This is a genomic window from Roseiterribacter gracilis (genome assembly GCA_018332375.1).
GTDB lineage: Bacteria > Pseudomonadota > Alphaproteobacteria > BOG-932 > Roseiterribacteraceae > Roseiterribacter > Roseiterribacter gracilis.
Map to the genome: position 1 here is coordinate 2,418,249 of BOPV01000001.1, position 23,585 is coordinate 2,441,833.

20 protein-coding genes and 1 tRNA gene are annotated in these 23,585 nt (G+C 63.6%); 11 read left to right on the forward strand and 10 right to left on the reverse strand.

What is annotated here, in order from left to right:
• The first annotated feature begins 46 nt into the window (after positions 1-46).
• Complete coding sequence (locus TMPK1_RS11905) at positions 47-766, forward strand: sodium:solute symporter family transporter (RefSeq protein ID WP_420243232.1); 720 nt, start codon at positions 47-49, stop codon at positions 764-766.
• 3 nt (positions 767-769) lie between these two features.
• Positions 770-964, forward strand: a complete 195-nt coding sequence (locus tag TMPK1_RS11910) for a hypothetical protein (RefSeq protein WP_420243233.1) — start codon at positions 770-772, stop codon at positions 962-964.
• Between the two features lie 19 nt (positions 965-983).
• On the opposite strand, the gene TMPK1_RS11915 is transcribed toward TMPK1_RS11910, so the two are convergent.
• Positions 984-1,059 (reverse strand) — tRNA-Glu (locus TMPK1_RS11915).
• A 97-nt stretch (positions 1,060-1,156) separates the two neighbouring features.
• Here TMPK1_RS11915 and TMPK1_RS11920 point away from each other — a divergent pair.
• Together TMPK1_RS11920 and rpoH are read left to right on the forward strand one after the other, a co-directional pair.
• The gene (locus TMPK1_RS11920) at positions 1,157-2,155 is read left to right on the forward strand and encodes an RluA family pseudouridine synthase (protein WP_420243234.1); all 999 of its coding nucleotides are present in this window, start codon (positions 1,157-1,159) and stop codon (positions 2,153-2,155) included.
• 53 nt (positions 2,156-2,208) lie between these two features.
• Positions 2,209-3,093, forward strand: a complete 885-nt coding sequence (rpoH, locus tag TMPK1_RS11925; RefSeq protein ID WP_420243235.1) for an RNA polymerase sigma factor RpoH — start codon at positions 2,209-2,211, stop codon at positions 3,091-3,093.
• A gap of 79 nt (positions 3,094-3,172) precedes the next feature.
• Here rpoH and TMPK1_RS11930 read toward each other — a convergent pair whose 3' ends face one another.
• From TMPK1_RS11930 to TMPK1_RS11945, 4 genes are all read right to left on the reverse strand, one after another.
• Entirely contained in the window at positions 3,173-3,724 is a 552-nt protein-coding gene (locus TMPK1_RS11930) for a hypothetical protein (RefSeq protein WP_420243236.1), read from the reverse strand.
• Positions 3,725-3,819: 95 nt separating this feature from the next.
• Positions 3,820-5,967, reverse strand: a complete 2,148-nt coding sequence (locus TMPK1_RS11935; protein ID WP_420243237.1) for a serine/threonine-protein kinase — start codon at positions 5,965-5,967, stop codon at positions 3,820-3,822.
• Positions 5,968-6,220: 253 nt separating this feature from the next.
• Positions 6,221-7,516, reverse strand: coding sequence for an adenylosuccinate synthase (locus tag TMPK1_RS11940; protein WP_420243238.1), 1,296 nt, complete (start codon positions 7,514-7,516; stop codon positions 6,221-6,223).
• A complete protein-coding gene (locus TMPK1_RS11945) occupies positions 7,516-8,649 on the reverse strand; it encodes an ATP phosphoribosyltransferase regulatory subunit (RefSeq protein WP_420243239.1) in 1,134 nt (377 codons plus the stop codon). The genes TMPK1_RS11940 and TMPK1_RS11945 overlap by 1 nt, the downstream gene beginning before the upstream one ends.
• Before the next feature lie 177 nt (positions 8,650-8,826).
• On the opposite strand from TMPK1_RS11945, the gene TMPK1_RS11950 reads away from it, so the two are divergent.
• Complete coding sequence (locus TMPK1_RS11950) at positions 8,827-9,828, forward strand: hypothetical protein (protein WP_420243240.1); 1,002 nt, start codon at positions 8,827-8,829, stop codon at positions 9,826-9,828.
• Between the two features lie 33 nt (positions 9,829-9,861).
• Positions 9,862-11,928 (forward strand): DUF4214 domain-containing protein, encoded by a 2,067-nt coding sequence (locus TMPK1_RS11955; RefSeq protein WP_420243241.1) that lies wholly within the window; start codon positions 9,862-9,864, stop codon positions 11,926-11,928.
• 1 nt (position 11,929) lies between these two features.
• Here TMPK1_RS11955 and serA read toward each other — a convergent pair whose 3' ends face one another.
• The 4 genes from serA to thiD all read right to left on the reverse strand — a co-directional run bounded on the left by serA (position 11,930) and on the right by thiD (position 16,384).
• Positions 11,930-13,504 (reverse strand): phosphoglycerate dehydrogenase, encoded by a 1,575-nt coding sequence (gene serA, locus TMPK1_RS11960; RefSeq protein ID WP_420243242.1) that lies wholly within the window; start codon positions 13,502-13,504, stop codon positions 11,930-11,932.
• A gap of 17 nt (positions 13,505-13,521) precedes the next feature.
• Positions 13,522-14,652, reverse strand: a complete 1,131-nt coding sequence (locus TMPK1_RS11965) for a phosphoserine transaminase (protein ID WP_420243243.1) — start codon at positions 14,650-14,652, stop codon at positions 13,522-13,524.
• 150 nt (positions 14,653-14,802) lie between these two features.
• Positions 14,803-15,630 (reverse strand): trans-aconitate 2-methyltransferase, encoded by an 828-nt coding sequence (gene tam, locus TMPK1_RS11970; RefSeq protein WP_420243244.1) that lies wholly within the window; start codon positions 15,628-15,630, stop codon positions 14,803-14,805.
• On the reverse strand, positions 15,584-16,384 hold the full coding sequence (gene thiD, locus TMPK1_RS11975) for a bifunctional hydroxymethylpyrimidine kinase/phosphomethylpyrimidine kinase (protein ID WP_420243245.1): 801 nt from the start codon (positions 16,382-16,384) through the stop codon (positions 15,584-15,586). The genes tam and thiD overlap by 47 nt, the downstream gene beginning before the upstream one ends.
• Positions 16,385-16,561: 177 nt before the next feature.
• On the opposite strand from thiD, the gene TMPK1_RS11980 reads away from it, so the two are divergent.
• From TMPK1_RS11980 to TMPK1_RS12000, 5 genes are read left to right on the forward strand one after another with little or no spacing between them, the layout of a single operon-like run.
• Positions 16,562-17,428: a glucosamine kinase nucleotide-binding domain-containing protein gene (locus TMPK1_RS11980; RefSeq protein WP_420243246.1), complete on the forward strand. Its 867-nt coding sequence runs from the start codon at positions 16,562-16,564 to the stop codon at positions 17,426-17,428.
• Entirely contained in the window at positions 17,425-18,174 is a 750-nt protein-coding gene (locus tag TMPK1_RS11985) for a GntR family transcriptional regulator (RefSeq protein ID WP_420243247.1), read from the forward strand. Before TMPK1_RS11980 ends, TMPK1_RS11985 begins: the two co-directional genes overlap by 4 nt.
• The gene (locus tag TMPK1_RS11990) at positions 18,174-19,199 is read left to right on the forward strand and encodes an SIS domain-containing protein (RefSeq protein ID WP_420243248.1); all 1,026 of its coding nucleotides are present in this window, start codon (positions 18,174-18,176) and stop codon (positions 19,197-19,199) included. Before TMPK1_RS11985 ends, TMPK1_RS11990 begins: the two co-directional genes overlap by 1 nt.
• Positions 19,199-20,302 carry an N-acetylglucosamine-6-phosphate deacetylase gene (gene nagA / locus TMPK1_RS11995; RefSeq protein ID WP_420243249.1) on the forward strand — a complete coding sequence of 368 codons (1,104 nt, stop codon included), beginning with the start codon at positions 19,199-19,201 and terminating at the stop codon, positions 20,300-20,302. The genes TMPK1_RS11990 and nagA overlap by 1 nt, the downstream gene beginning before the upstream one ends.
• 19 nt (positions 20,303-20,321) lie before the next feature.
• Positions 20,322-20,792, forward strand: coding sequence for an OsmC family protein (locus tag TMPK1_RS12000; protein WP_420243250.1), 471 nt, complete (start codon positions 20,322-20,324; stop codon positions 20,790-20,792).
• Between the two features lie 54 nt (positions 20,793-20,846).
• Here TMPK1_RS12000 and TMPK1_RS12005 read toward each other — a convergent pair whose 3' ends face one another.
• The gene (locus TMPK1_RS12005; protein ID WP_420243251.1) at positions 20,847-23,438 is read right to left on the reverse strand and encodes a TonB-dependent receptor; all 2,592 of its coding nucleotides are present in this window, start codon (positions 23,436-23,438) and stop codon (positions 20,847-20,849) included.
• Positions 23,439-23,585: the final 147 nt, after the last annotated feature.

Here is a 23,585-nt window from a genome sequence, read left to right on the forward strand (position 1 = left end):
ATTGGCGCCGGGGCCGGATCGCAACCTGCGACCGGCGCGTCGCGGCATGATCCTGCTCAGTGCGCAAAACTGCGTTGCGGGAGCCCGGGCACATCGGCTTGGATTGGGTCTGACGGCGCTGATGGCCAGTTTCATGTCCGGCATGGCCGGCAACGTCACGGCGTTCAACACCGTCTGGACCTACGATCTGTACCAGTCCTACATCAAGCGGGATGCGCCCGACGGCCATTACCTGACAATGGGGCGCATCGCCACCGTGGGCGGCATTATTCTGTCGGTCGGAGCTGCGTATTTCGCGGCGCATTTCAACAATATCATGGACCTGCTGCAGCTGGTCTTTGCGTTCGTGAATGCGCCGCTCTTCGCAACGTTTCTTCTCGGCATGTTCTGGAAGCGCACGACGGGACATGGCGCCTTCGCAGGTCTTTTATGCGGCACGCTTGCGGCGGCGTTGCACCACGCGCTGAGTCTTCCGCGCGGCATGACGGCCGGTCTCGCAGGCGGCTGGATCGATGTCGTGCACATCTATCCAAGCGAGATGGCACAGAATTTCTGGACTGCGATTTTCGCCTGGACCGCCGCCATGCTCGTGACGATCGCACTGAGCCTGGTCACGCGCCCGCGCGCGGAGAAGGATCTGGTGGGTCTTGTCTATTCCTTGACGCCGCGCGAAGTGACCACGGCGAAGGCTTGGTATGCACGCCCGGTGCATCTGGGGCTCGCCGTTCTTGCGGCTGCGATTGCGCTCAACTTGGTTTTCGGCTGACCGATGCAGATCGATATTCGCACGCCGCTCGGCCTCTTGTTTGTCTGCCTCGGCGTGATCCTCATTTTTGCCGGACTGACGAATGAGTCCGGCGCCCACCAGCGTCTGGCTGGACTCGACCTCAATCTCTGTTGGGGCGGAGTCATGCTGGTTTTCGGCGCGCTTGCACTCGCGCTGCGTTCCCGGAGCAAGGCGTAACGCTGCGATATTCGACGCGTGGCGTCCCCAAGGGGATTTGAACCCCTGTTCTCGCCGTGAGAGGGCGATGTCCTGGGCCACTAGACGATGGGGACGTGGGCCAAGCGAGCCCGGTCGTATAGCCGAAACCACCGCCGCCCTGCAATTGCCGCCATGGCGCCGGCTACGCCCGGCGCTTAGTCTCCGCGCGCCATGGAAGATGTTTTTGACGACGATCTCGACGACCTGCCCGCCGACGAAGTACCGGCGACGGCCGGTAGCGGCGAGGTGCGCGTCGTCACGATCGACGCGTCGCTGGCAGGCCAGCGGTTGGACAAGGCGCTGGCCGCGTCGCTGGCGGATTTTTCGCGTGCGCGGTTGCAGGCGCTGATCACTGCAGGCGCCGTTAGCGTCGACGGAACTGCGTGGACCGATGGCAACGCGAAAGTGCGCGACGGGCTTGTCGTCACGATCGACGTGCCCGCAGCGATCTCCGCCATACCGCTGCCGCAGAAGATCCCGCTCAACATCACCTATGAAGACGAATATCTGCTGGTGATCGACAAGCAGGCGGGATTGGTCGTGCATCCCGGCGCCGGCAACGAGGATGGGACGTTAGTGAACGCTCTCCTCGCCTATTGCGGCGAACAATTGTCGGGCATCGGCGGCGTGCGCCGTCCCGGCATCGTGCATCGGCTCGACAAAGACACGAGCGGTTTGATGGTGGCGGCGAAGACCGACGCGGCGCATCGCGGCCTGTCGGCGCAACTTGCCGACCGGACGCTGTCGCGTACCTACAACGCGGTCGTGTGGGGAACGCCGGCGCCGCGTGCGGGACGGATCGACGCACCGATCGGACGCAGCCCCAGCAATCGCCGCAAAATGGCGGTGGTTCGGCATGGCGGGCGCGAGGCGGTCACGCTTTATTCCACAATCGCGCAAGTCGGCGCCAAAGCGTCTCTGGTAGAATGCAAACTGATGACCGGACGGACGCACCAAATTCGCGTGCATATGGCCCAGCAAGGCCATCCGCTCGTGGGCGACCCGCTCTATGGGCGGACGCGCAACGAAAACTCCGCTTTGGCACGGTTTCCGCGCCAGGCCTTGCACGCGACCGCGATTGCGTTCGTGCACCCGATCGACGGACGAGAAATGTCCTTTACCAGTGACGTGCCGGACGATCTCCGCGCGCTGCTCGACGCACCCGACTGATTTGGAACAAAGCGGCGTGACAAACGCTGCGCCTCAAACGAACAGACGACACCATGGCCACAACCACCCTCCCCGTCATTTCGAGTGAGAGCAATCTCGCCCGCTACTTGCAGGACATCCGCAAGTTTCCGCTGCTGACGCCCGAAGAAGAATTCATGCTGGGCAAAAGCTGGAAGGAACACGGCGACACGCAGGCAGCGCATCGTCTTGTGACGTCGCATCTGCGCCTGGTGGCGAAGATTGCGATGGGCTATCGCGGCTATGGCCTGCCGCTGACCGACCTGATCAGCGAAGGCAATGTCGGCATGATGCAGGCGGTAAAGCGGTTCGATCCCGACAAGGGATTCCGCTTGGCCACCTACGCGATGTGGTGGATCCGCGCGTCGATCCAGGAATACATCCTGCACAGCTGGTCGCTGGTGAAGATGGGCACCACCGCTGCGCAGAAGAAATTGTTCTTCAATCTGCGCCGCCTCAAAGGCCAGATGAAAGCCATCGAAGAAGGCGACCTCTCGCCGGAAGCGGTGACCAAGATCGCCACCACGCTCGACGTGCCCGAAGCCGACGTCGTGTCGATGAACCGTCGCCTGGCCGGCCCGGACAGCTCGCTCAACGCACCGTTGCGCGCCGACATTGAAGGCGCCGAATGGCAGGACTGGCTGGTCGACGAAACGCAAAGCCAGGAAGCGTCGCTGGGCGAACGCCAGGAGCTGAATCAGCGCCAGTCGCTGTTGGCCGAAGGCATGAAGTCGCTGAATGAACGCGAACGCCGCATTCTGCATGCGCGCCGTCTGCAGGACGAGCCGATGACGCTCGAAGACCTGTCGAAGGAATACAACATCAGCCGCGAACGCGTGCGCCAGATCGAAGTGCGCGCATTCGAAAAGCTGCAGAAAGCGATGAAGAAAGAAGCCGAAGTGAAGAAGCTGACGTTCTGAGCTTCTAGGCGCGCAATGCGCGCCTCCCGGCTTTCAGTTCGTGAATTGAAAACCGGGAGAACTGCTTCGCAGTTCTAAATTACGTCCGCGCTTTCGGACCGCCGGCGATCGTGCCAGCCGAAAGGTCGTTGACCTTCATCGCATTGGCCGCGTGGGCTTGCTGGATCGCGTTGTAGCCGACTTCGTCACCCCACGCTTCGCGCAGTACGTCCTGGCGGCGTTCGAGATCGCGGATGCGCACGCCGTGCTGCATCACCATGCCGTGCGCGACGGCGGGCGGCACGATGTAGTCCATCATCCAGCCAGCTGCAGCCGCGCCATACATGGCGAGCCAAGTGTTCGACTTGGCCAGGATCAGCATCGCGTGCTGCATGCTGAACCCGTCCTGGAACAGCTGAATGACCCACGGAACCACGCCACACGCATTGAGCGCGCCGACGGTGAGCGCCGTCGATTTCTGCGGGCTACGATCGACGTAGAAAGCGACCGCGGTCGGCAACATGCCGACGCCGACGATGATCGTGACCGGAAACATCACGCCCGCAACAACGAGCGTGAAGAACATCGCAACGCGCGTGCTCCATTTCGCGTCGCTTTTGCGAACCGGCCGAGCTTTCGTCGTCGCTGCCATCGTCCGTCTCCTAGAGCTTTGTCAGGCGAACCGGGGACCGGTGCGCCGTCGACAACGCGACCAACGCCGAATCTGACATGCAGCCAGACTGCATGTCAGAGGCCCGCCATGCCGGTGGCACGAACGACAACGATGCCGGCGATCACGATGACTGCGAGCACGGCCGAGATGACCGCAGCAGCTTCGCGACCGGCACCGCGTTCAAGCGTCGACCGGTTGGCGACTTCCTTCTTCAAGCGGGCAATTTCCGCGGCCAGCAACACGAAGTTGCGGCGCGCTTCCATGAACCCTTCTTCGTCCGAGCGGATTGTCTTTGGATCGTCGACCAGCGCCTGCAATTCGGCGAGATCGCCTTTGCGGGCCGCCTGCTGCGCTTCTTCGGTGAGGCGCTTGCGCAGGTTGCGATTGTGGAAACGTTCGATCACCGGAAGCATCAGGTCGCAGAACCAGCCGGCCAGGTTCGGCAGCTGTGGCGGACCGAAGCGTCGTTGGATCGACGTCAGAATGTTCAAGGTCGCAAGCACCTTGCCGCTGTCACCGTCTTTGCCGGTGCCAAGCGCGTTGAGCATGATTTCAGCAACGCGTCGGTCGCGTCCGGCGATGAATGCAGCGCAATGGCGATCGATCGGCGCCGATGGACGTTGTTCGCCCTTCATCGCCACGACTTCGAAGGCGCGGATCAGCTCGTAGGACGAGGTGACGTAGAATTCCTGCAGCATGTCCGACGCGCATGGCATCGAACCGACCATCTCGTACAGAACACGCTCGGGTCCGTAACCGTAGGCGCTGCGTTCGAGATAGGTTTTGTACTGGTCGAACTGCTTGATGTAGCCGGTATGTTCCGGCTTCGCGTCGGTCTGGCAGTTGATCCAGAACAACGGCAACTGGCCGGTAATGACTTCGCAGATTTCCTGCGGGCCCTGGCCTTCGCCAACCGCATAGGCAAGCGCATCGCCGATGCCGAGCGGCATCATTGCGTTGCCCTTGTAGCGAATCGGTGCAGCAGGATCGAGCGCCATCGAAACGCGCGCGACGAGACGATCTTCGAACGAACCACCGCGACCCGACGACGACGCCGTCGTCACCGCTTCGGCAACGCGGTTGGCCATGCCGTTGTCACCCAAGGTGCGACGCAGCCAGCGATCGAGCTCGCCGTTGTCGATCACTTTGACCGCTTCAACGACGTTGTCGCGCATCGCCATCGCGACCGAACGCGGACGCCACAATTCCTGTCCACCCAGCGCAAAAGCGCGCTGCGCGCGACGCGCGATCTGCGGCTGCTTCGGCGACAGGCGGCGGCCGCCCAGCCACTGGCGGATGTCGTCGATCGTCCAGCGCTGCCGCGGATCGTCGTACAACATGCCGCGCAGCGGCTCGATCAAGCCCGACGAAATGCGCGTATTGCCAATGATGGCAGGATAGGAACCGCGATCGATCTTCTGTTCGATGAACTGCTCGTCGGTCATGCCCTGCGACGGGTCGTGACCCAGCGCCAGCACCGCGAGCGTGGCACCCAGCGCATAAATGTCGTCGGCGATCGTACCGGGACCACGTCCCGACGGCATCGCCATCGCGCGTTCGATCGGTTCGATGATCGTCGGCTGCCCGAAGGACGGCGGCGCCGATACGCATTGCCCCAGGATCGCGGTCGCGCTGCCGCCGGGGTTGTAATAGAGATTCGTCGGACGGATCGCGCCGTGGAAGATGCCGCGATTGTAGAGATCGCCAAGAACGTTGATGCACGGATCGAGGATCGCGCGCACCGCTTCGTCTTCGCCCATCGGCGCGCGATGCTCTTTCATCGAGCTCATCAAACGCGGCGCGTGCGGACGTTCGAACACGCACAGCAGACGCTGGCGCCGTTCGAGCGGCCAATTCACCACGCCCCAATCGACGAGCTGCAGCAGACCAGGATTTTCGACTGTGCGCAGACCGGAGAGAATTTCCGAACGCGCAACCGGGCGCGTGCCGGTCACGATCGCAAACGCATGCGGCTGTGATTGGCCGATGCGGCGCGCGAGATAGGTCTGCTGCTGGGTCGCGTCGGTCATCACCGCCGACGCGTTGGTCAGAACTTCGTAGCGATCACCGATCTGCACCAGGCCATCGACGCCACGCGCAATGGCCTGCTCGACAGCAGCCTCTTCGTCAGGCGCGCCTTCCATTGAAGGAGGCGGCGTCATCTCAGGCGGCGGCGGCGGCGCATTGTTCTCGGCCGTTACCGCAGTGGCAGCGTCGGTCATTGAAAGCTCGGCTTCTTCGGGCGGCCGCATCCTAGCCGCGCGGGCAGCCTACTTAAAAGCTGTTAACCCTGCGTTTCCAAAGAACCGTAAGCCGGACAGCGGTTTTTCTGCCCATTCCGCGACCATCAAGCCGGAAAGCGCGTGAAGCGGGGGTGCGCGTTAACGGAAAAAGCCTCAGCCAGCTTCGCTGGCTATCTATGTATTGGCGCGCTTTTTTATCCGCGAACCGGTCCCCACTTCGCGGAAAAGCGCGCTAGCGCGCCGCAAACGGGTCGGTGACCAGAATCGTGTCGTCGCGTTCGGGGCTGGTCGACAACAAGGCCACCGGCGCCTGAATCAGCTCTTCGATGCGGCGGACATACTTGATCGCGGTGGCAGGAAGCTGGCGCCACGACCGCGCACCCGCCGTCGAATCAGTCCAGCCTTCGAACGTTTCATAAATCGGCACCACCGCAGCCTGGGCGCGTTCATCCGCAGGAAGCCGATCGAGTCGCTTGCCGTCGAGTTCGTAACCGACTGCAACTTTCAGCTCGTCGAACCCGTCCAGCACGTCGAGCTTGGTCAGCGCGATTCCGTCGATGCCGCCGACGCGAATCGCCTGGCGCACCATGGTGGCATCGAACCACCCACAGCGGCGCTTACGTCCGGTCACGACGCCGAACTCGCGTCCCTTCTCGCCGATTCGCTCGCCGATCGCGTCGGTCAGCTCGGTCGGAAAGGGCCCGGATCCGACGCGCGTCGTGTAGGCCTTGCAGATTCCCAGCACGTACCCGACCGAACCGGGACCGACGCCGGAACCTGCGGCGGCATTGCCCGCCGTCGTGTTGGACGAGGTCACGTACGGATAGGTGCCGTGATCGACATCGAGCATCGCGCCCTGCGCGCCTTCGAACAGAACGCGCGCACCGTCGCGAATCCGGTCGCCCAGCACCTGCCACGCCGGTCCGGCATAGGGCAGCACTTTGGGCGCGATCTCGCGCAGCTGCGCCAGCAAGCCGTCGCGGTCGATTTCGTCGGCGCCGAACCCGCGCAGCAGCGCGTTGTGATGAAACAGCAGCTCGTCGACTTTGCGCGCCAACACGCGTTCGTCCGCGAGATCGCACAGACGAATGGCGCGACGCGCGACCTTGTCTTCGTAGGCTGGACCGATGCCGCGCCCGGTCGTGCCGATCTTGCCTTCGCCGCGTGCCAGTTCGCGGGCGCGATCGACGGCGCCATGCACCGGCAGGATCAACGCCGCATTGTCGGCGACCAGCAAACGGGCCGGCGTGACATGCAGCCCCTGTTTTTCGACGCGCTCAATTTCCGCCAGCAGCGCCCAGGGATCGACCACGACGCCGTTGCCGATGATGGAATAGGTCTGTTCGCGCACGATGCCCGACGGCAGCAGCGAAAGTTTGTAGACCTGCTCGCCGACGACGAGCGTATGGCCGGCATTGTGGCCGCCTTGAAACCGCACCACCACGTCGGCGCGGCTCGACAGCCAATCGACGATTTTGCCTTTGCCTTCGTCGCCCCATTGGACGCCAACGACTGCAACATTCGCCATTACGCAATCTCCGAAACAGCCGCGTCGATCCAGACATGCGTGCAGCCGAGCCGCTTGGCTTCGGCGCGCGCATCGTCGACCGGCCCAAGTGCCGCAACCGTAATCCAACCTTGTTCGCGCAGTTTTGCAGCGTCGCCGCCGACCGGCACGAACACGCGGAGCGTGCGTGCAGGCGGCGGCAGTGCGCGCAACAGACTGTCGCTGAACAAGGTGACGCCGACCGCCGGTTCGTTCGACGCAGCGACGCGATAGCGGCCGCCGCGACCAAGTTCGCCGCGCACGCCACGCGCAAACAAGGTGAAGGACAGGCCGGTCTGAAATTCGAAGCCGCGCCGTTCGACCGGATCGATCGTCAACGGCACTGCAGGCACGCGGCCACGCAATTGCGCGACCACGGCAAACAGGCGCGCCCGATCGGGCTCGGCCGATGCGGGCAAGGCCAAGGACGCAAATTGTTTCAGCGCCGAGTCGACCGGGCCTGCCAGATTGACCAAGTCCGCCAGCATCCGGCCGACCTCGTCGCCGCGGGCGGCAAGCACGCTGGCGTCGCGCCGATCGAGCGCGGTTTCAAGCTCGGCGCGCGCAGCGCCGGTAATGCCGTGCGCTTCGAGCAGCGCCGGCACCAGGGTCGGCAGGGCTAGATCGACGGTCAGGCCGGTAATGCCGATTCCAAGCGCGGTTTCGGCGGCCAGCGCGATGATCTCGGCGTCGGCGGTGGGCTCCAGGCTGCCGATCAATTCGCAGCCGACCTGGCGAAATTGCCGTTCCGGACGCAGCTGGTCGCCGACGACGCGCAGCACCTCGCCTGTATAGGCAAGCCGCAGCGGCCGCGGCGCATGGGCCAGGCGCACCGCCGCGATGCGCGCGATCTGCGGCGTCAGGTCGGCACGCACCGCCATGGTACGCTGGGTCACGGGGTCGAGCAGGCGGAAAATCCGGTCGCGATCAGCCGCGCCCACGCCCGCCAGCAGCCCCGCCTCATATTCGACCAGCGGGGGTTTCACGCGCTCGTAGCCGTGCGCGGTGATGGATGCGAGGGCGCGTTCGACGATCACGGCTTCGTGACCGGCGTCGGGCGGAAGAAGATCGTGCAGACCCTGCGGCAGCAGGGCCGCGTGCAGTGCGTCTTGCATGGCGGGCGCATGGGTAAACCGGATCTCCCGCGCCGTCGATGGCCGGACACCGCAGATCTGGCCCGCAGGTCATGCCCCCGCCGCGCCGGCGGCGGCGGCAGCCGCAACCCGCGTGGACAGCAGAGTCCGTCCCCGTCTACGGTCGCTCCAAGCAAGCAAGCAGATCAGGGAAGAAACATGCGCCGTCTGGAGATTATCGAAGGCGTCAACCGGCTCCTCGACCTGATCGAGGAAGCCAACCTGATCGACGCGGTAACCAAGCTCAGACTGTCGCTGCGCGACGAGAAGATCGACCTGCCGGTCGCCGAAATCCTGCATTCGATCCAGTCGATCAGCCGCTTCAAGCCGCTGATCTCGCCGGTCATCGAACAGACGATTGCGATCCTCGATCTCGAGATCGTCTTCGCCGACGAATTCTGGCGCCAGGCGATCGCGCGCCCCAAGGACCAGAGCGAGTTGCTGCGCGCCGCCACCGAGGCGCGCCATTCGCTGGCCTTCGTGGTCAATTACCTGCCGCGGCTGCTCGACCTGATCGAAACCCGCGCCACCACGGCTGCGCTCGAGAACGCCAAGAAGGCGGTCAGCGGCGGCAACAAGGTTCTGTCGATCGTGCTGCCTGAAGGTGAAGACGAATTGTCGACGCCGGCGCGCATCAAGACCGCGATGAGCGCGATCGAAGATCTCTACGACGTGGCCATGGTGCTGGGCAGCGACAGCTTCGATCCGATCCTGGTGCTTGGTCTCGATTCGGGCAGCGACAAATCGATCGACTTCGTGGGCTCGGCCAAACCGATCGCAACCGTCCGCGACGCGCTGGTGCAAATTCTGAACGTCACGATCTTCCTCAAAGAAAGCCGCGCCGAACGTCGCGTCGAAATTCTGGAAAAGGAAATCGGCCTGTTTGCGCGCATCGCTGAATTCGAAAGCAGCGGCAAAGCGCGTGAAGGCGAATTGGCGGTGGCGCGGCAAAAGACGATCCGCGCCGTCGAAGCTTTGCTCGAAGCCGGTGCGGTGCTGGCCGAGCAGGATCGTCCGCGCGTCGTCAATCCGCGCAAATATCTCGCCACGACGCAGGTCAAAATGCTGCCATCGCCCGAACAAGGCGGCCCCGCGACCGCCAAGCAGCCGGCCGTGCGCCGGAAAGCCCCGGGGGAACGTCCGGCCGAAGACGAACACTGAGCACCTGCCTACTGAGAATGGATGAGGCGTTAGATGCCGACGCATACTTGGACGTTGTTGACGACCGCGGACGTACTCACGGCCACGGCCGGCGATGATGACATTTTCAACTGCATCGCGACGACGCTGACAGCCGGCGACACGCTGGACGGCGGCGACGGCCTCAATCGTCTCAATCTGCAGAATGGCGGCATCTTCGATCTCTCGGCGATCACGCTCACGCGCGTGCCAACCGTCGCCGCCGACAGCCCGTCCACGATCAAAATCGCGCTGAACCAACTTGGCGGCGCAACCGGCATCACCGCCATCACCGGCGTGGGCACGGGCAATACGCTGACCACGACCGGCATCGCGTTCGATGTCCACAGCGTGACGATCAGCGGTATCCAGACGCTTGCCGCGACCACTGCAGGTTCGACCGTCACGGTCGACACCGCGCAGTTGAAGACCGGTACGGTGGGAGGTTCGATCACAGCAATCACCGCAACGGGTGCCAACAACGCGCTGGTCAGCGCCGGCACGACGTTCGACGTGCATAGCGTCACGCTTAGCAACGTCCAGACGATGAGCGGGACCACCGCGGGCACGAGCTTTGTGCTAGCGCAATCGCAAGTGGCCGGCGCGGGCGCGTCAATTACCAAGATCAACGCCACCGGCACCGGCAATTCGATCAAGACCGCGGACACGGCGCTTACCTTGGCCGGCGTGACCGTCACGAACGTCCAGACCCTGGAAACGACCGGCGCCAGCGCGCTGATCACGCTCGACAACACACTTCTTACCGCGAGCGGCGGTTCGATCGTCGCGATCAAAGCCGACAACGGGACCAGCAATTCGCTGGTATCGACGACGGGTGCGCTCGACCTGCGCGGCATCGCTCTGACCAATGTGCAGAAGCTGAGCACGACCGTGGCGGGGACGTTTACGGTCGACGGTACCCAGCTCGCCACCAACGGCGGCAGCGTGACCACCATCACCGGCGTCGGTACCAACAACGTCCTGCGCGCCAACGGCACCAAATTCGACCTGACCGGGATCACCGTCGACACGTCGATCACAACCATTCAGGCGCTGGGAACGGCCGGCGTCGCGATCAAAGATACGTCCGCCGCGCATACGATTGTGGGCACCACCGGCGCTGACACGATCACCGGCGGTGGTGGTGCGGACAAGCTTACCGGCGGTGGCGGCGCCGACAGTTTCGTCGACACGGCCGCAAATCTCGGCGTCTCGACGATCACCGATCTCGACACCGACGACACGATCACGATCACCGACGTTCCGCTGACCGGCGTCTACGTGAATTTCTCGGCCGGCACGCTGACGGTCAAATCGAACGGCGTCACGAAGGCAGCGATCGCGCTGACCGGAAACTTCAGCAACAATTTTTCCGTGGTGAGCAGCGGCTCGGGCGTCAACCTGAAATATCTCGGCCCGCTCGATCTGACCAAAGCCACATCCGGCACCGCGCCATATACGATCACCGACGGAAAAAAGAATCCGCTGATCGGGACGTATGGCGACGACACGTTCGTGGGCAATCCCAACACGCCCGACACGGTGCTCGAGAACGGAACCCTGCTGATCCAGAACTTGATCGTACGCAACGCCAACGACAATACGATCAGTGTGACCGGCCCCAATGGAAACGACCGGCTGGCCTATATCGACCGGATTCGATTTGACGATGGTGTGTTGATTCTGAACCCAGACCCGAAGGCCGCAGCCATCGCCGGCATTTATCAGGTCGCGTACGATCGTCTGCCCGATGAAGCGGGTCTCAACGCGCAGATCAAAGCCGCGAACGCCAATGTCAGCCTGTTGCAGCTGGCAACGAATTTCCTGAATTCGAAAGAAGCCGCCGCGCTGGCATTGCCGTCGCTGACAAACACGGCCTTCGTCACGATGCTCTATGACAACTCGTTCGGCCGCGCGCCGGATGCAGGCGGCCTGCAAGTGCAACTGAACGCGCTGGCACAAGGCGTATCGCGCGCCCAGCTGCTGCTGAATTTCGCAACGTCGGCCGAAGAACTTGCCATCATCGGTGCGCCGCTGAAGGGTGCGGTATTCGCCGGCTTTGCAGATCCGACGCTGGGCTAAGCTAAAACCGCAGCGCGCGCACCGAGACGACGTTGGGAAGCTGCGCAACTTTGCGCAGCAGCCCGTCGTCGACGCGTTCGTCGACCGAGACCAGGCAATGCGCGACGCCCCCCGGGCCGGACCGGCCATTGTGGAAGCCCGCGATGTTCACGCCGGCATCGCCCAACATGCGTCCGAAGGCGCCGATGAAGCCGGGCTTGTCCTGGTTCGAGACCAGCAGCATGTGCGGCGTCAATTCGGCTTCGGTCGGCACGCCGTCGATGCCAACGACACGCGGACGCTCAGCAAACAAGGTGCCGACCGCGGTGCGCGTGCCGCGCTCGGTCGTGACCTGCACCGTGATTTCGGTCTGATAGTCGATCGATTCTTCGACCCGCGTTTCGACGATGTCGATGCCGCGTTCTTTGGCCAGGATCGGTGCGTTGACCATGTTGACGCTTTCGACCTGCGTACCAAGCAGACCTTTCAGCACGACTGCGGTCAGTGGCCGTAGATTCAACGACGCAACCTGGCCGGCATAGCGAATCTCGATCCGCTTCAGCCCCGGCTCCATGATCTGGCCGACGAAGGCGCCGAGCTGTTCGGCGAGTTTCAGATACGGCTTCAATTTCGGCGCGTCTTCGGCCGACAGCGACGGCATGTTGAGCGCGTTCGTGACCGCGCCATGCAACAGGAAGTCGCTCATCTGTTCAGCGACCTGCAGCGCGACATTCTCCTGGGCTTCGTTGGTCGACGCACCGAGATGCGGCGTGCAGATCACCTGCTCCAGCGCGAACAGCGCGTTCTCTTTCGCTGGCTCGACCGTGAAGACGTCGAGCGCAGCACCCGCAACATGTCCGCTTTCGATCGCGGCTTTAAGCGCCACTTCGTCGATCAGTCCGCCGCGGGCGCAATTGATGATGCGCACGCCTTTTTTGGTCTTGGCGAGATTCGCGGCGCTCAGCACGTTGCGCGTCTGGTCGGTCAGCGGCACGTGCAAAGTGATGAAATCGGCGCGCGTCAGCAGCTCGTCCAGCTCGACTTTCTCGACGCCGAGATCGCGCGCACGCTCTTCGCCCAGGAACGGGTCGTAGGCGACGACTTTCATTTTCAGGCCCAGCGCCCGGTCGGCAACGATCGAACCGATATTGCCGGCGCCGATCACGCCCAGAACCTTGCCGTACAGCTCGACGCCCATGAAGCGCGACTTTTCCCACTTGCCTGCGCGCGTCGACTGGTTGGCCTGCGGAATGTCGCGCGCCAGCGCGAACAGCATCGCGATCGCATGTTCGGCGGTGGTGATCGAATTGCCGAACGGCGTGTTCATCACCACGACGCCGCGCGACGACGCGGCCGGCACGTCGACATTGTCGACGCCGATGCCGGCGCGACCGATCACTTTCAGCGCCAGCGCGTGCTCCAGCAGCTCTTTCGTGACTTTGGTCGAAGAGCGAATGGCGAGGCCGTCATACTGGCCGATGATCTTTTTCAGCTCATCGGGTTTCAGGCCGGGCTTGAAGTCGACGTCGATTCCGCGCTCGCGGAAAATCTCGACCGCGCGCGGGGACAATTCGTCGGAAACGAGAACGTTCGGCATAATATGTTCCTTCGCTCTCAGGCGGCGGCTTGGGCGTGCGCCCATTCGATCCAGGGCAGCAGCGCTTCGATGTCGGCGGTCTCGACCGTAGCCCCGCCCCAGATGCGCAAACCCGCGGGTGCTGCGCGATAGGCGGCAACGTCGAGTGCCACGTTTTCCGCTTCGAGCAGCTTGGCGATCGCAGCCGCATCGCTGCCGTCGGTGAAGACCAAGCAGATCGACGTGTTGCTGCGCGTGTTCGGCACCGACGCCAGGAATTCGACCCAGGGGGTCTTCGCGACCCAGGTGGCGATTGCAGTCAGATTGGCTTCGGATCGTGCGATCAGCGCCTTCAGCCCACCGATCTTCTCCGCCCATTGCAAACCGTCGAGCGCGTCTTCGACGCACAGCATCGACGGCGTGTTGATGGTTTCGCCTTTGAACACGCCTTCCGACAGCGCACCTTTGGCGGTCAGGCGGAAGAGTTTCGGCAACGGCCAGGACGGCGTGTAGCTGGTGAGACGTTCAGCAGCGCGCGGGCTGAGCACCAACATGCCGTGCTGCGCTTCGCCGCCCAGCACTTTCTGCCACGACCAGGTGATGACATCGAGTTTGCGCCACGGCAGATCCATCGCGTAGACGGCCGAGGTCGCGTCGCAAATTGTCAGTCCCTCGCGGTCGCTCGGAATCCACGCACCGTCTGGCACGCGAACGCCCGACGTAGTGCCGTTCCAGGTGAAGACGACGTCGCGCGTGAAGTCGACCTGGGTCAGATCGGGCAGCGCGCCGTACGGCGCATCGAAGCTGCGCACGTCCTGCAGCTTCAGCTGCTTCACGACATCGGTGACCCAATCCTGGCCGAAGCTTTCCCACGCCAGCAGATCGACGCCGCGCGCACCCAGCAGCGACCACAAGGCCATTTCGACCGCGCCCGTGTCGGACGCAGGCACGATGGCGATGCGATAGTCGTCGGGGATCGAGAGAATGCGGCGCGTGCGCTCGATCACATCGTTCAGGCGCGCCTTGCCCTCTTTCGAACGATGCGAACGGCCCAGAAACGCGTCTTTCAAAACGTCGACCGACCAACCGGGACGTTTGGCGCAAGGACCAGAGCTGAATTGGGGATTTTTCGGGCGAGCGCTTGGCTTCGCCGACACGTGTGTCGTCATCTGCAAACCGTCCTTCCAGACGATAGCGCTCCGGTGGGGGAGCGTGGCCCGGTCCGGTGGTACGTCGGGAACGACGGAAGCGTCAACGAACATTCTTGCCGCAGCACGCGCCGCAGCTATGCGAAAGTTGCGAGGTTGCTGTTTGCGCGCCTACGCGCGCTGCGCCACGAAGAAGAGGCGCCGAAACGCGAACAGCAACGATCCGTCGCTGCGCCGTTCGAATTGATCCGCCATGAGCCGGGTGCCTTCGTCGAGGAAGGCTCTTTGTTCGTCAGCGACCAGGCAATCGAGATACGGCTTGATCGCGGTGGCGCGCACGAACTCGACGATCGCGGCCGCGTCTTTCATCCGGTGCTGATATTCGGTTTCCCAGATATCGACCTTGCGCGCCGCCGGACGCAGCACGTCGTCATAGAGACCGACCGTGCCGATCGGCGGCGAGATCGCCGCGTTTTTGAGCTTGTCACGCCAGCGTGACGTCTGCGCCAGCGCGCGGAACACCGACTGGCTGGGGCTGGCCTTGTTGTTGGGGATCTGCACCGCGAACCAGCCGCCCGGCGCCACCGCCTCGAACAGGCGCGGAATCAACGTCGCGTGGTCGGGCAGCCATTGCAGCGTCGCATTCGAATAGACCACGTCGTACGGCGTCGAAGCGGTCCAGTTGGCGATGTCGGCCTGTTCGAAACGCGCTGACGGAAGTGCGGCGCGCGCCTGCTCGATCATCGCCGCCGAACTGTCGACACCGTCGAGCGTTGCAACGGGCCAACGCGCCGCCAGCAGCGCAGTCGAATTCGCGGGACCGCAGCCAAGATCGACGACGCGCGCGGGTGCGTCTTCGGGAATGCGCGCGAGAAGATCGATTGCAGCGCGGGTTCGCTCGTCGCCGAAGCGCAGATACAGCTTCGGATCCCAGTCGTTCACGCCGGCGCGCTCACGGATGAAACCGTTCGAACGTATGCGCGTGGTTGAGCGGCCCATGCCCGCCGCCATAGCCCGGCGCAGTCGCGATCGCGCGCTGCACATAGGCGCGGCCGCGCGCGACCGAATCCTGCAGCGACAGGCCCTGCGCCATCGAAATCGCAATCGCCGACGCAAGCGTGCAACCGGTGCCGTGCGTGTGGCGCGACTTCACGCGCGGCGCTTCGAACCGGAACAGACCGTCGCTGGTCGCGAGAATGTCGACGATCTCGTCACCGACCATATGGCCGCCTTTGAGCAGCACCGATTTGCAGCCCAAGGTCAGCAACAGCTCGGCCGTGTGTTCCATCATGACGACGTCGTCGATCTTGCAGCCGGCCAGCATCTCGGCTTCGGGAATGTTGGGCGTCAGCACGGTTGCGCGCAGTGCCAGGCGGCGGCGCATTGCTTCGACCGCGGCGCCATCCATCAAGGTTGCGCCACCTTTGGCGGTCATGACTGGATCGACGATCAGCGGAATATGCATCACGTCGTCGAGCACGTCGGAGACGGCTTCGACCGTTTCGGCATCGGCCAGCATGCCGACCTTGATCGCATCGGCGCCGATATCGTCGAGCACGAGGCGCATCTGCTTGACGACGATTTCAGGCGGCACGCGCATGACGCCGTGCACGCCGTGCGTATCCTGGGCGGTGATCGCGGTAATCGCGGTCGCGGCATAGCCGCCGAGCGCAGTGATGGTTTTGATGTCGGCCTGGATGCCGGCACCGCCACTCGAATCCGATCCTGCGACGACGAGTACGCGACCTTTCACGACGACTGCTCCTTGCTCGGTCGCGGCACAAAGCCCGGCCCTGCCCTGATCCACAAGCCAACTTTTTACAGAGCACTTAATTCCCCGGCCGCGCTTCCATGGAAGTTGGGTCGGAAAATCAGTCTGGCTTGAATTGGTATCATGTTGGTATGGTCGCCGCGAGCGTGAGGGCAGACCATGGGCGATCCGACATTCTTCCTAGGTATCGATGGCGGCGGCAGCCGCTGCCGTGCGCGCCTGACAGACGAATCCGGCAAAAAGCTGGGCGAGGGCATCACCGGCGCGGCCAATATCCGGCTGGGGCTGGATGCCGCCTGGTCTGCAATCCTGGGGGCGACCGACCAGGCTCTAAGTGAAGCCGGTTTGAATGCCGACATATTGAACCGGATTCACGCCGGTTTTGGTCTCGCCGGTGTGTGCGGTCCAGCAGACGTCGACTTTCTTCTGAGCGGCAAATCACCGTTCGCGAGCGTGCGAGTCGAAACCGACGCGCACACCGCATGCCTGGGCGCGTTCGCAGGCGGCGACGGCGGCATTCTGATCATCGGCACCGGCAGTGTCGGCTACGCGTTGATCGGCGGCGTCGCGCAGTCGATCGGTGGCTGGGGATTCGAAATTTCCGACGATGGCAGCGGCGCTGCCATGGGGCGCGCCGCAATCCGCGCGGCCGTGCGTGCGCATGACGGACTCAGCGCCGCGAGCGGGCTGACCAACGCAGTACTGGCGAAACTTGGACCGCCAGCACGCATCGTTGAATGGGCGAGCACAGCCAAGCCTGGCAACTACGCGAGCTTTGCGCCGCTGGTGCTGGAACACGCGCTGCAGAACGACACGGTCGCGCTCGAGATCATTCGGCATGGCGCTGCGCGTCTCGACGCGCATATCAAACGCCTGCTGGAACTCGGCGCGCCGCAGATTTGTCTGATGGGCGGCGCCGCCGGCGCAATCGAACCGTTCCTTGCCGATTGGGCGCGCGCATCGCTCGTCGCACCGAAAGGCGACGCGATGGACGGCGCGCTGCTACTCGCACGACGCGCCGCATGAACAGTCCGATGTTCCACCGCGAAGCGCTGGCCGGCGATGCGCCGCTGTATCTCCAGCTCGCGCGGCATGTGCGCAAACTGATCGCCGACGGACAATTGCAGGTCGAACAGGCCTTGCCGGCCGAGCGCGAGCTGGCCGACCGGTTTGGCGTGTCGCGCGTCACGGTGCGCAAGGCGCTGCAGGAGCTGGTCGATGAAGGCCTGCTGCAGCAACGTGCGCGGGCCGGCACCTATGTCAGCCGTGGCGTGCATGTGGTGCAAGCTCTGTCGGCGCTGACCGGATTTACCGAAGACATGCGCTCGCGCGGTCTCGAACCCAGCTCGCAGTTTCTGCATCGCGGCGTCGCGACTGCGTCGCCCGAAGAAACCATGGCGCTGGGGCTGCAGCCGGGCGAGATGGTCAGCCGGCTGCACCGCGTGCGCCTGATCGACGGCACGCCGATCGCCATCGAGCACGCCACCATCGCAACGCGGTTTCTGCCCGATCCCGACGCGGTGCGCGGCTCGCTGTACGAAAAACTGCGCGCGCTGGGCAATGCACCGCACCGCGCGCTGCAACGCCTGTCGGCAATCGTGCTCGACGCCGAACAATCCAAAATTCTCGACGTGCCGGCCGGCACGCCTGCGCTGTCGATCGAACGACGCAGCTTTCTCAAAGACGGACGGCCGCTGGAGCTGATGCGGTCGCAATATCGCGGCGACGCCTATGACGTGATCGTCGAATTGAACCTGAACGAGACCAAGTGATGAGCAAGCTTCCGCAAATGGCCGTCGAAGCCGCCGAGTCAGGTGCAGCCGCGCGCCGCCAGATCGCGCGTTGTGGCGCCGGCTTTGCCCAACTGGGTGAGGCGCTGCGCAAGCTGCAACCCAAGCTGGTCGTGACTTGCGCGCGCGGCAGTTCGGATCACGCCGCCTATTACGGCAAATATCTGATCGAAACCCAGCTGGGCCTACCGGTCGCGTCGATCGGCCCGTCGATCGCATCGCTCTACGACACCAAACTGCATCTCGAAGGTGCGTTGTTCGTCGTCGTGTCGCAATCCGGTCGCAGCCCCGACTTGCTGCGCCTGGTGGCAAGCGCGCGCGCCAGCGGCGCGCTGGTGGTCGGCTTCGTCAATGACGAGACGTCGCCGCTGGCGACGAGCTGCGATTATTTCCTGCCGCTATGCGCCGGCCCCGAAATCAGCGTCGCGGCGACCAAGTCGTATTTGATGTCGGCCTTTGCGTTTCTGCAGCTAGTCGCGCATTGGAAAAACGACCGCGCGCTGCTGCACACCGTCACCGCGACGCCGCAGGCGCTCGACGATGCGACGCGCTGCGACTGGAGCGACGCGCTGGCGCGGCTGAACATGACGACCGGTCTCTATGTGATCGCGCGCGGACTCGGCAATGGTGCGGCGCTGGAGATGGCGCTCAAATGCAAAGAGACGAGCCGGCTTCACGCAGAAGCTTTCAGCGCCGCCGAAGTCATTCACGGACCGCTGGCGCTGGTCGGCCCTGAGTTTCCCGTGATCGCACTGACCCAAAACGACGCGACGTTGGACGCCAACCGCGCCGTGATCGAACGAATGGTGGCGTTGGGTGCCACCGTGCTCAGCACCGATCCCGTTGCGGGTACCATCGGCTTGCCGGTCGTTCCCGATCTGCCGCCCGAGATCGCGCCGCTGGGGCAGGTGTTGAGCTTCTATTTAGCGATTCACAAAGTCGCGCAGGCGCGCGGACTGAATCCCGACGTGCCGCCGAATCTCAAGAAAGTGACGGAGACGGTTTGATGCGCCAGACCTTCACTGGTGCGCGCATCTTCACCGGCGATGCGATGCTCGACGATCACGCGCTGGTGATCGACGGCGCGCAGATTCTGGACATCGTGCCCGCGCGCGACAGGCCCAACCTGCGCGACGGCATGCTGCTGGCGCCGGGCTTCATCGACACGCAGGTCAATGGCGGCGGCGGCGTGCTGTTCAACCAGACGCCGACTGCGGCCGGCATTCGCGCAATCGCAACCGCACATCGCAAATTCGGCACGACGACCTTGCTGCCGACCTTGATTACCGACACCGAAGCCAAAATGCAGGACGCGCTGCAGGCGGCGCGCGAAGCCGGCAGCGGCATTCATTTCGAAGGGCCGTTCATTTCGCTCGAACGGCGCGGCGTGCACGACGCGCGCTATGTCTGCCGGCCTGCGATCAACGACATCGAGTTTCTGTGCAGCCTGCCCGCGCAACTGCCGCACGTGTTGATTTCCCTGGCACCCGAAATCGTCGAGCCCGCCGACATTGCGCGGCTGGCGGCGGCGGGCGTGATCGTCGCCGGCGCGCATTCGGCTGCCAGCTACGAACAGACGGTCGACGCGCTGGCGCGCGGCATGACCGGCTTCACGCATCTGTTCAACGCCATGCCGCCGATGGCCAATCGCGCGCCCGGCATTGCAGCGGCTGCGCTCAGCGATCCAGCCAGCTGGTGCGGCATCATCGTCGACGGCGTGCACGTGCATCCCGCGATGCTGAAACTGGCGCTGGCCGCCAAGCCGCGCGGCAAGTTGTTTCTGGTCACCGATTCGATGCCGCCGCTTGGCACCGACGCGACCAGCTTCGAACTGTACGGCCAGATGATTCACCGGCGCGACGGCAAGCTTGTCACCGACGACGGCACGTTGGCTGGCGCCGACCTGGATATGTCGCAGGCGGTGCGCAATACGATGTCGCTGCTGGGGCTTGGGCTCGACGAAGCGTTGCGCATGGCGGCGCTCTATCCGGCGCAATTCATGGGCATGCGCGATCGCGGCCGATTGGCCCCGGGCCTGCGCGCGGATCTGGTTCTACTCGACGACGCGTTGCAGGTGCATGGAACCTGGATTGGCGGGCAATCCAACTAACTCCCGCCGGGGGAGTTTCGTGGGCAAGCAGCATCACTACGCAGTCGCGGTCGAATGGACCGGCAATCGCGGTACCGGCACAAGCGGCTATCGGAAGTATGGGCGCGATCATCGCATCAGCGCCGACGGCAACCCCGACATTCCGGGCTCGTCGGATCCGAGTTTTCTCGGTGACCCGGCGCGCTGGAATCCGGAAGAGCTACTGCTGGCGTCAGCCGCTGCGTGTCACAAACTTTGGTATCTGCATCTGTGCGCCGATGCGGGCGTGATCGTCACTGCCTATCGCGACGAAGCGATCGCGACGATGGAAGAAGACAAAGACAGCGGCGGCCGTTTCACCAGCGCCACCTTGCGTCCGCACGTGACGATCGCAGCCGGCAGCGACGCCGCGTTGGCGATGCGGCTGCATCACGACGCCAACCGCAAATGCTACGTCGCGAATTCGGTCAACTTTCCGATCCATCACGAACCGGTGATCGAGACCGCATAAAAGAAAACGGCCCGGGAAAATCCCGGGCCGTGAAGTTGGGAGGAAGTTCGTAGGTTAGAAATTGTACCGGACGCCACCGAAGAAGCGGCGGCCGTTCTCGAAGGCTGCGTACGGCGCGCTGGGCGTGCCGGCATACTGGTACTGGAGTTCGTCCAGCAGGTTCTGCGCCTGGAAGGTGAGCTGGATCTGCGGCGTCACTTTGAAGGCGATCGATGCGTCGAGCTGGTTGTACTCGTCGTTGAACACCGGCGTCGCACGGTCGATCGCGCGGAAGTACTTGGTGCGATAGCCGTAGGTGATGCGCGCGCTGACCCAATCGTTTTCGTAGTACGGCGTCAGGTTGAACGAGTGCCGCGAGTTGAACGGCAGCGGCGTCACGCCATCCGACGAAGCATACGAGAAGGTGTAGTTGGCCTGGATGCCGAACCCGTTCCAGATCTGGTTCTGGTAGGTGACTTCAAAGCCCTTGATCGACGCAGCACCACCATTGCGGGGACGCGACACTTGGAACGTCTCGAGCCGGTTCGTGTCGGTGTTGAATACGGTTTCCGGCGCGCTGGCGCGGAAGATGTACGACTCGATGTCTTTGTAAAAGGCGTTGGCCGAGACCAGACCTTCCTTGCCGAGATAATATTCGGCCGAGATATCGAAGTTGTTGGCGCGGTACGGGTCGAGATTCGGGTTGCCGCCGTCACCGGTGCGCACCGTGTTGGTGGTGATCACCGACGCCGACAGATCGGCGTAGTTGGCGCGCGCCATCACGCGTGACGCGGCGAAGCGGATGACGACATCCTTGGTCGCGTCGAAGGCGATGTTCACGCTGGGCAGATAGTCATTGTAGGTCTTGTTGAACACGACCGAACGCACGGTGGCGCTGCTGGTCGGGATCGCATTTCCCGTAATGTCCTGCTTGCCGCTGCTGGTCTGTTCGGTGTGCACAAAGCGCAGACCGAAATTGCCGCGGAAATTGCCGCCGTCGAAATTGAGCTGGCCATAGGCGGCCGAAATCTTTTCTTCGACTGCGAACTGTTCCGGCAGGAACGGCAGGTAGGTCGCATTGGAAGCGCCGAGCTGATTTTCCAGCCTGCTCTTGTCGGCCGTCGCCCATTGCGTGATCGATGGTGACAGACCGAGGCCGTCACCGAAACCGCTCGGCGTCACGCCGCCGAGCAGATTCGCCAGCGGCGTGTTGCCGGCGGGAACGCTGATCAACTGCGCGTCGCGCGTCGTCTTGTGATCGCGGTATTTGCCGCCGATCTGGAACGAGTTGAACACGCCCAGACCCGACAGATCGTGTTTGAAGTCGAGCTGGCCATATTGTTCTTCGTCGGTGGTCGGTTCGCGACGCAACTGCGCGAAGGTCATGGCGCTGCCGACCGGGCTGGTATTGTCGCGCGTGGCGCCGGTTACGCTGGCGATGCGGCCGGGCGCACCGCTGATGTCGTAGCTATAGCCCTGCGCGTTCTCGAACTCGCCGAAATATTGCTGCTGCGTGCCGCCGGTAGCGCGCGTCGTGCCGCCCTGTGCGGTCAGCTTCCAGCGGTCGCCCAGGTAATCGCCTTTGAGATCGACGGCGTAGGTTTCGACCGACGATTTGCGCGAGATCGCGTCGAGCAAAACGTCGCCACGGCCCGGTGCGATCGTGGCGCCGGTGATGAGACCGTTATTGACCGTCGCCGCCGTGACGCCGCCTGGCGACATGGCGCTGCCGATGCCGTTAAAGAAATAGTGGCTCTGGTTGTAGTTGTCGTAGTTGGCTTTGACGTAGAGGCCGGTGAGATTCAGTTCGAGACGGTCGTTCGGACGCGCCTGCAAACCGATCGTGCCGCCGTCGCGCGTACGTTCCTGCTGGAACAGGCCCGACGAAATCGCATTGGGGAAACGCAGCGTCGCCGGATTGTTGGTGCCGAGCGGCGCAGTCGGGAAACCGGCATCAGCCGCGTTCGGATAGCCGAAGGTTTCGAACCCGTCGCGCTGCAGATATTCCTGCTGGTGTAACGCCGAAAGAATGATGCCCCATTTGTCGCTGGGATCTTTGTAGCCGAAGAAGCCCGAGACGTTGGGCGAGGCTTTGCCGCGACGGTCGTTGTACGCAACTTCCGCCGACGCGCCGAGCGAGATCGGCTTCGACAGATCGAGCGGGCGACGCGTTTCGAGAATGACGGTGCCGCCGACGCTGCCTTCGTCGAGGCGTGCTTCGGGCGACTTGTAGACCTGCAGGCGGCCGACAATTTCCGGTGCCAGCAAGGTGTAGTTGAAGGTGCGGCCAGGTGAATCGAGAATGAACCAGTCGGCCGACGCGACGGTCTGGCCGTTCAGCAAGGTGCGGTTCAGCGCCGGGTCGGTGCCGCGGATCGAGACGCGTTCGCCCTGACCGAAGTCGCGGTCGACGGTGACGCCGGGCACGTGCGACAGCGATTCAGCGACGTTCTTGTCGGGGAACTTGCCGATGTCTTCGGCAGTGATCGCGTCGACGATCGCGTTGGCGCTGCGCTTGGTCGCAACCGATTGCTGCAAGCTGGCACGGATGCCGGTGACCACGATTTCTTCGGGCGCACTTTGCGTAGCAACTTGCGCTCGGGCCACATCGGCCAGCAGCAGCACGGCGACCGCACTGACGGTGCTGTGCAGGAGCAACCTGTTCAAACCCATATCCGCCATCTCCCTGTTCTTAATTCCCTGGGCAGCGCATCGACCGCTGCGCTCCCAGCGCCGGCGATTCGAATCGCAGACGGAAACCCGACTGCGCGGGGGCCATGGAAAGCTCTCCAGGAAACGGCGAAAGGCGAATTC

Coding starts and splice junctions, on each gene's coding strand:
- TMPK1_RS11910 (WP_420243233.1), top strand. CDS start 770: ATGCAGATCGATATTCGCACGCCGCTCGGCCTCTTGTTTGTCTGCCTC.
- TMPK1_RS11985 (WP_420243247.1), top strand. CDS start 17,425: ATGAACAGTCCGATGTTCCACCGCGAAGCGCTGGCCGGCGATGCGCCG.
- serA (WP_420243242.1), bottom strand. CDS start 13,504: ATGCCGAACGTTCTCGTTTCCGACGAATTGTCCCCGCGCGCGGTCGAG.
- TMPK1_RS11940 (WP_420243238.1), bottom strand. CDS start 7,516: ATGGCGAATGTTGCAGTCGTTGGCGTCCAATGGGGCGACGAAGGCAAA.
- TMPK1_RS11920 (WP_420243234.1), top strand. CDS start 1,157: ATGGAAGATGTTTTTGACGACGATCTCGACGACCTGCCCGCCGACGAA.
- nagA (WP_420243249.1), top strand. CDS start 19,199: ATGCGCCAGACCTTCACTGGTGCGCGCATCTTCACCGGCGATGCGATG.
- TMPK1_RS11945 (WP_420243239.1), bottom strand. CDS start 8,649: ATGCAAGACGCACTGCACGCGGCCCTGCTGCCGCAGGGTCTGCACGAT.
- TMPK1_RS11935 (WP_420243237.1), bottom strand. CDS start 5,967: ATGACCGACGCTGCCACTGCGGTAACGGCCGAGAACAATGCGCCGCCG.
- TMPK1_RS11980 (WP_420243246.1), top strand. CDS start 16,562: ATGGGCGATCCGACATTCTTCCTAGGTATCGATGGCGGCGGCAGCCGC.
- TMPK1_RS11965 (WP_420243243.1), bottom strand. CDS start 14,652: ATGACGACACACGTGTCGGCGAAGCCAAGCGCTCGCCCGAAAAATCCC.
- TMPK1_RS11990 (WP_420243248.1), top strand. CDS start 18,174: ATGAGCAAGCTTCCGCAAATGGCCGTCGAAGCCGCCGAGTCAGGTGCA.
- tam (WP_420243244.1), bottom strand. CDS start 15,630: ATGGGCCGCTCAACCACGCGCATACGTTCGAACGGTTTCATCCGTGAG.
- TMPK1_RS11955 (WP_420243241.1), top strand. CDS start 9,862: ATGCCGACGCATACTTGGACGTTGTTGACGACCGCGGACGTACTCACG.
- TMPK1_RS11930 (WP_420243236.1), bottom strand. CDS start 3,724: ATGGCAGCGACGACGAAAGCTCGGCCGGTTCGCAAAAGCGACGCGAAA.
- rpoH (WP_420243235.1), top strand. CDS start 2,209: ATGGCCACAACCACCCTCCCCGTCATTTCGAGTGAGAGCAATCTCGCC.
- TMPK1_RS11905 (WP_420243232.1), top strand. CDS start 47: ATGATCCTGCTCAGTGCGCAAAACTGCGTTGCGGGAGCCCGGGCACAT.
- TMPK1_RS11950 (WP_420243240.1), top strand. CDS start 8,827: ATGCGCCGTCTGGAGATTATCGAAGGCGTCAACCGGCTCCTCGACCTG.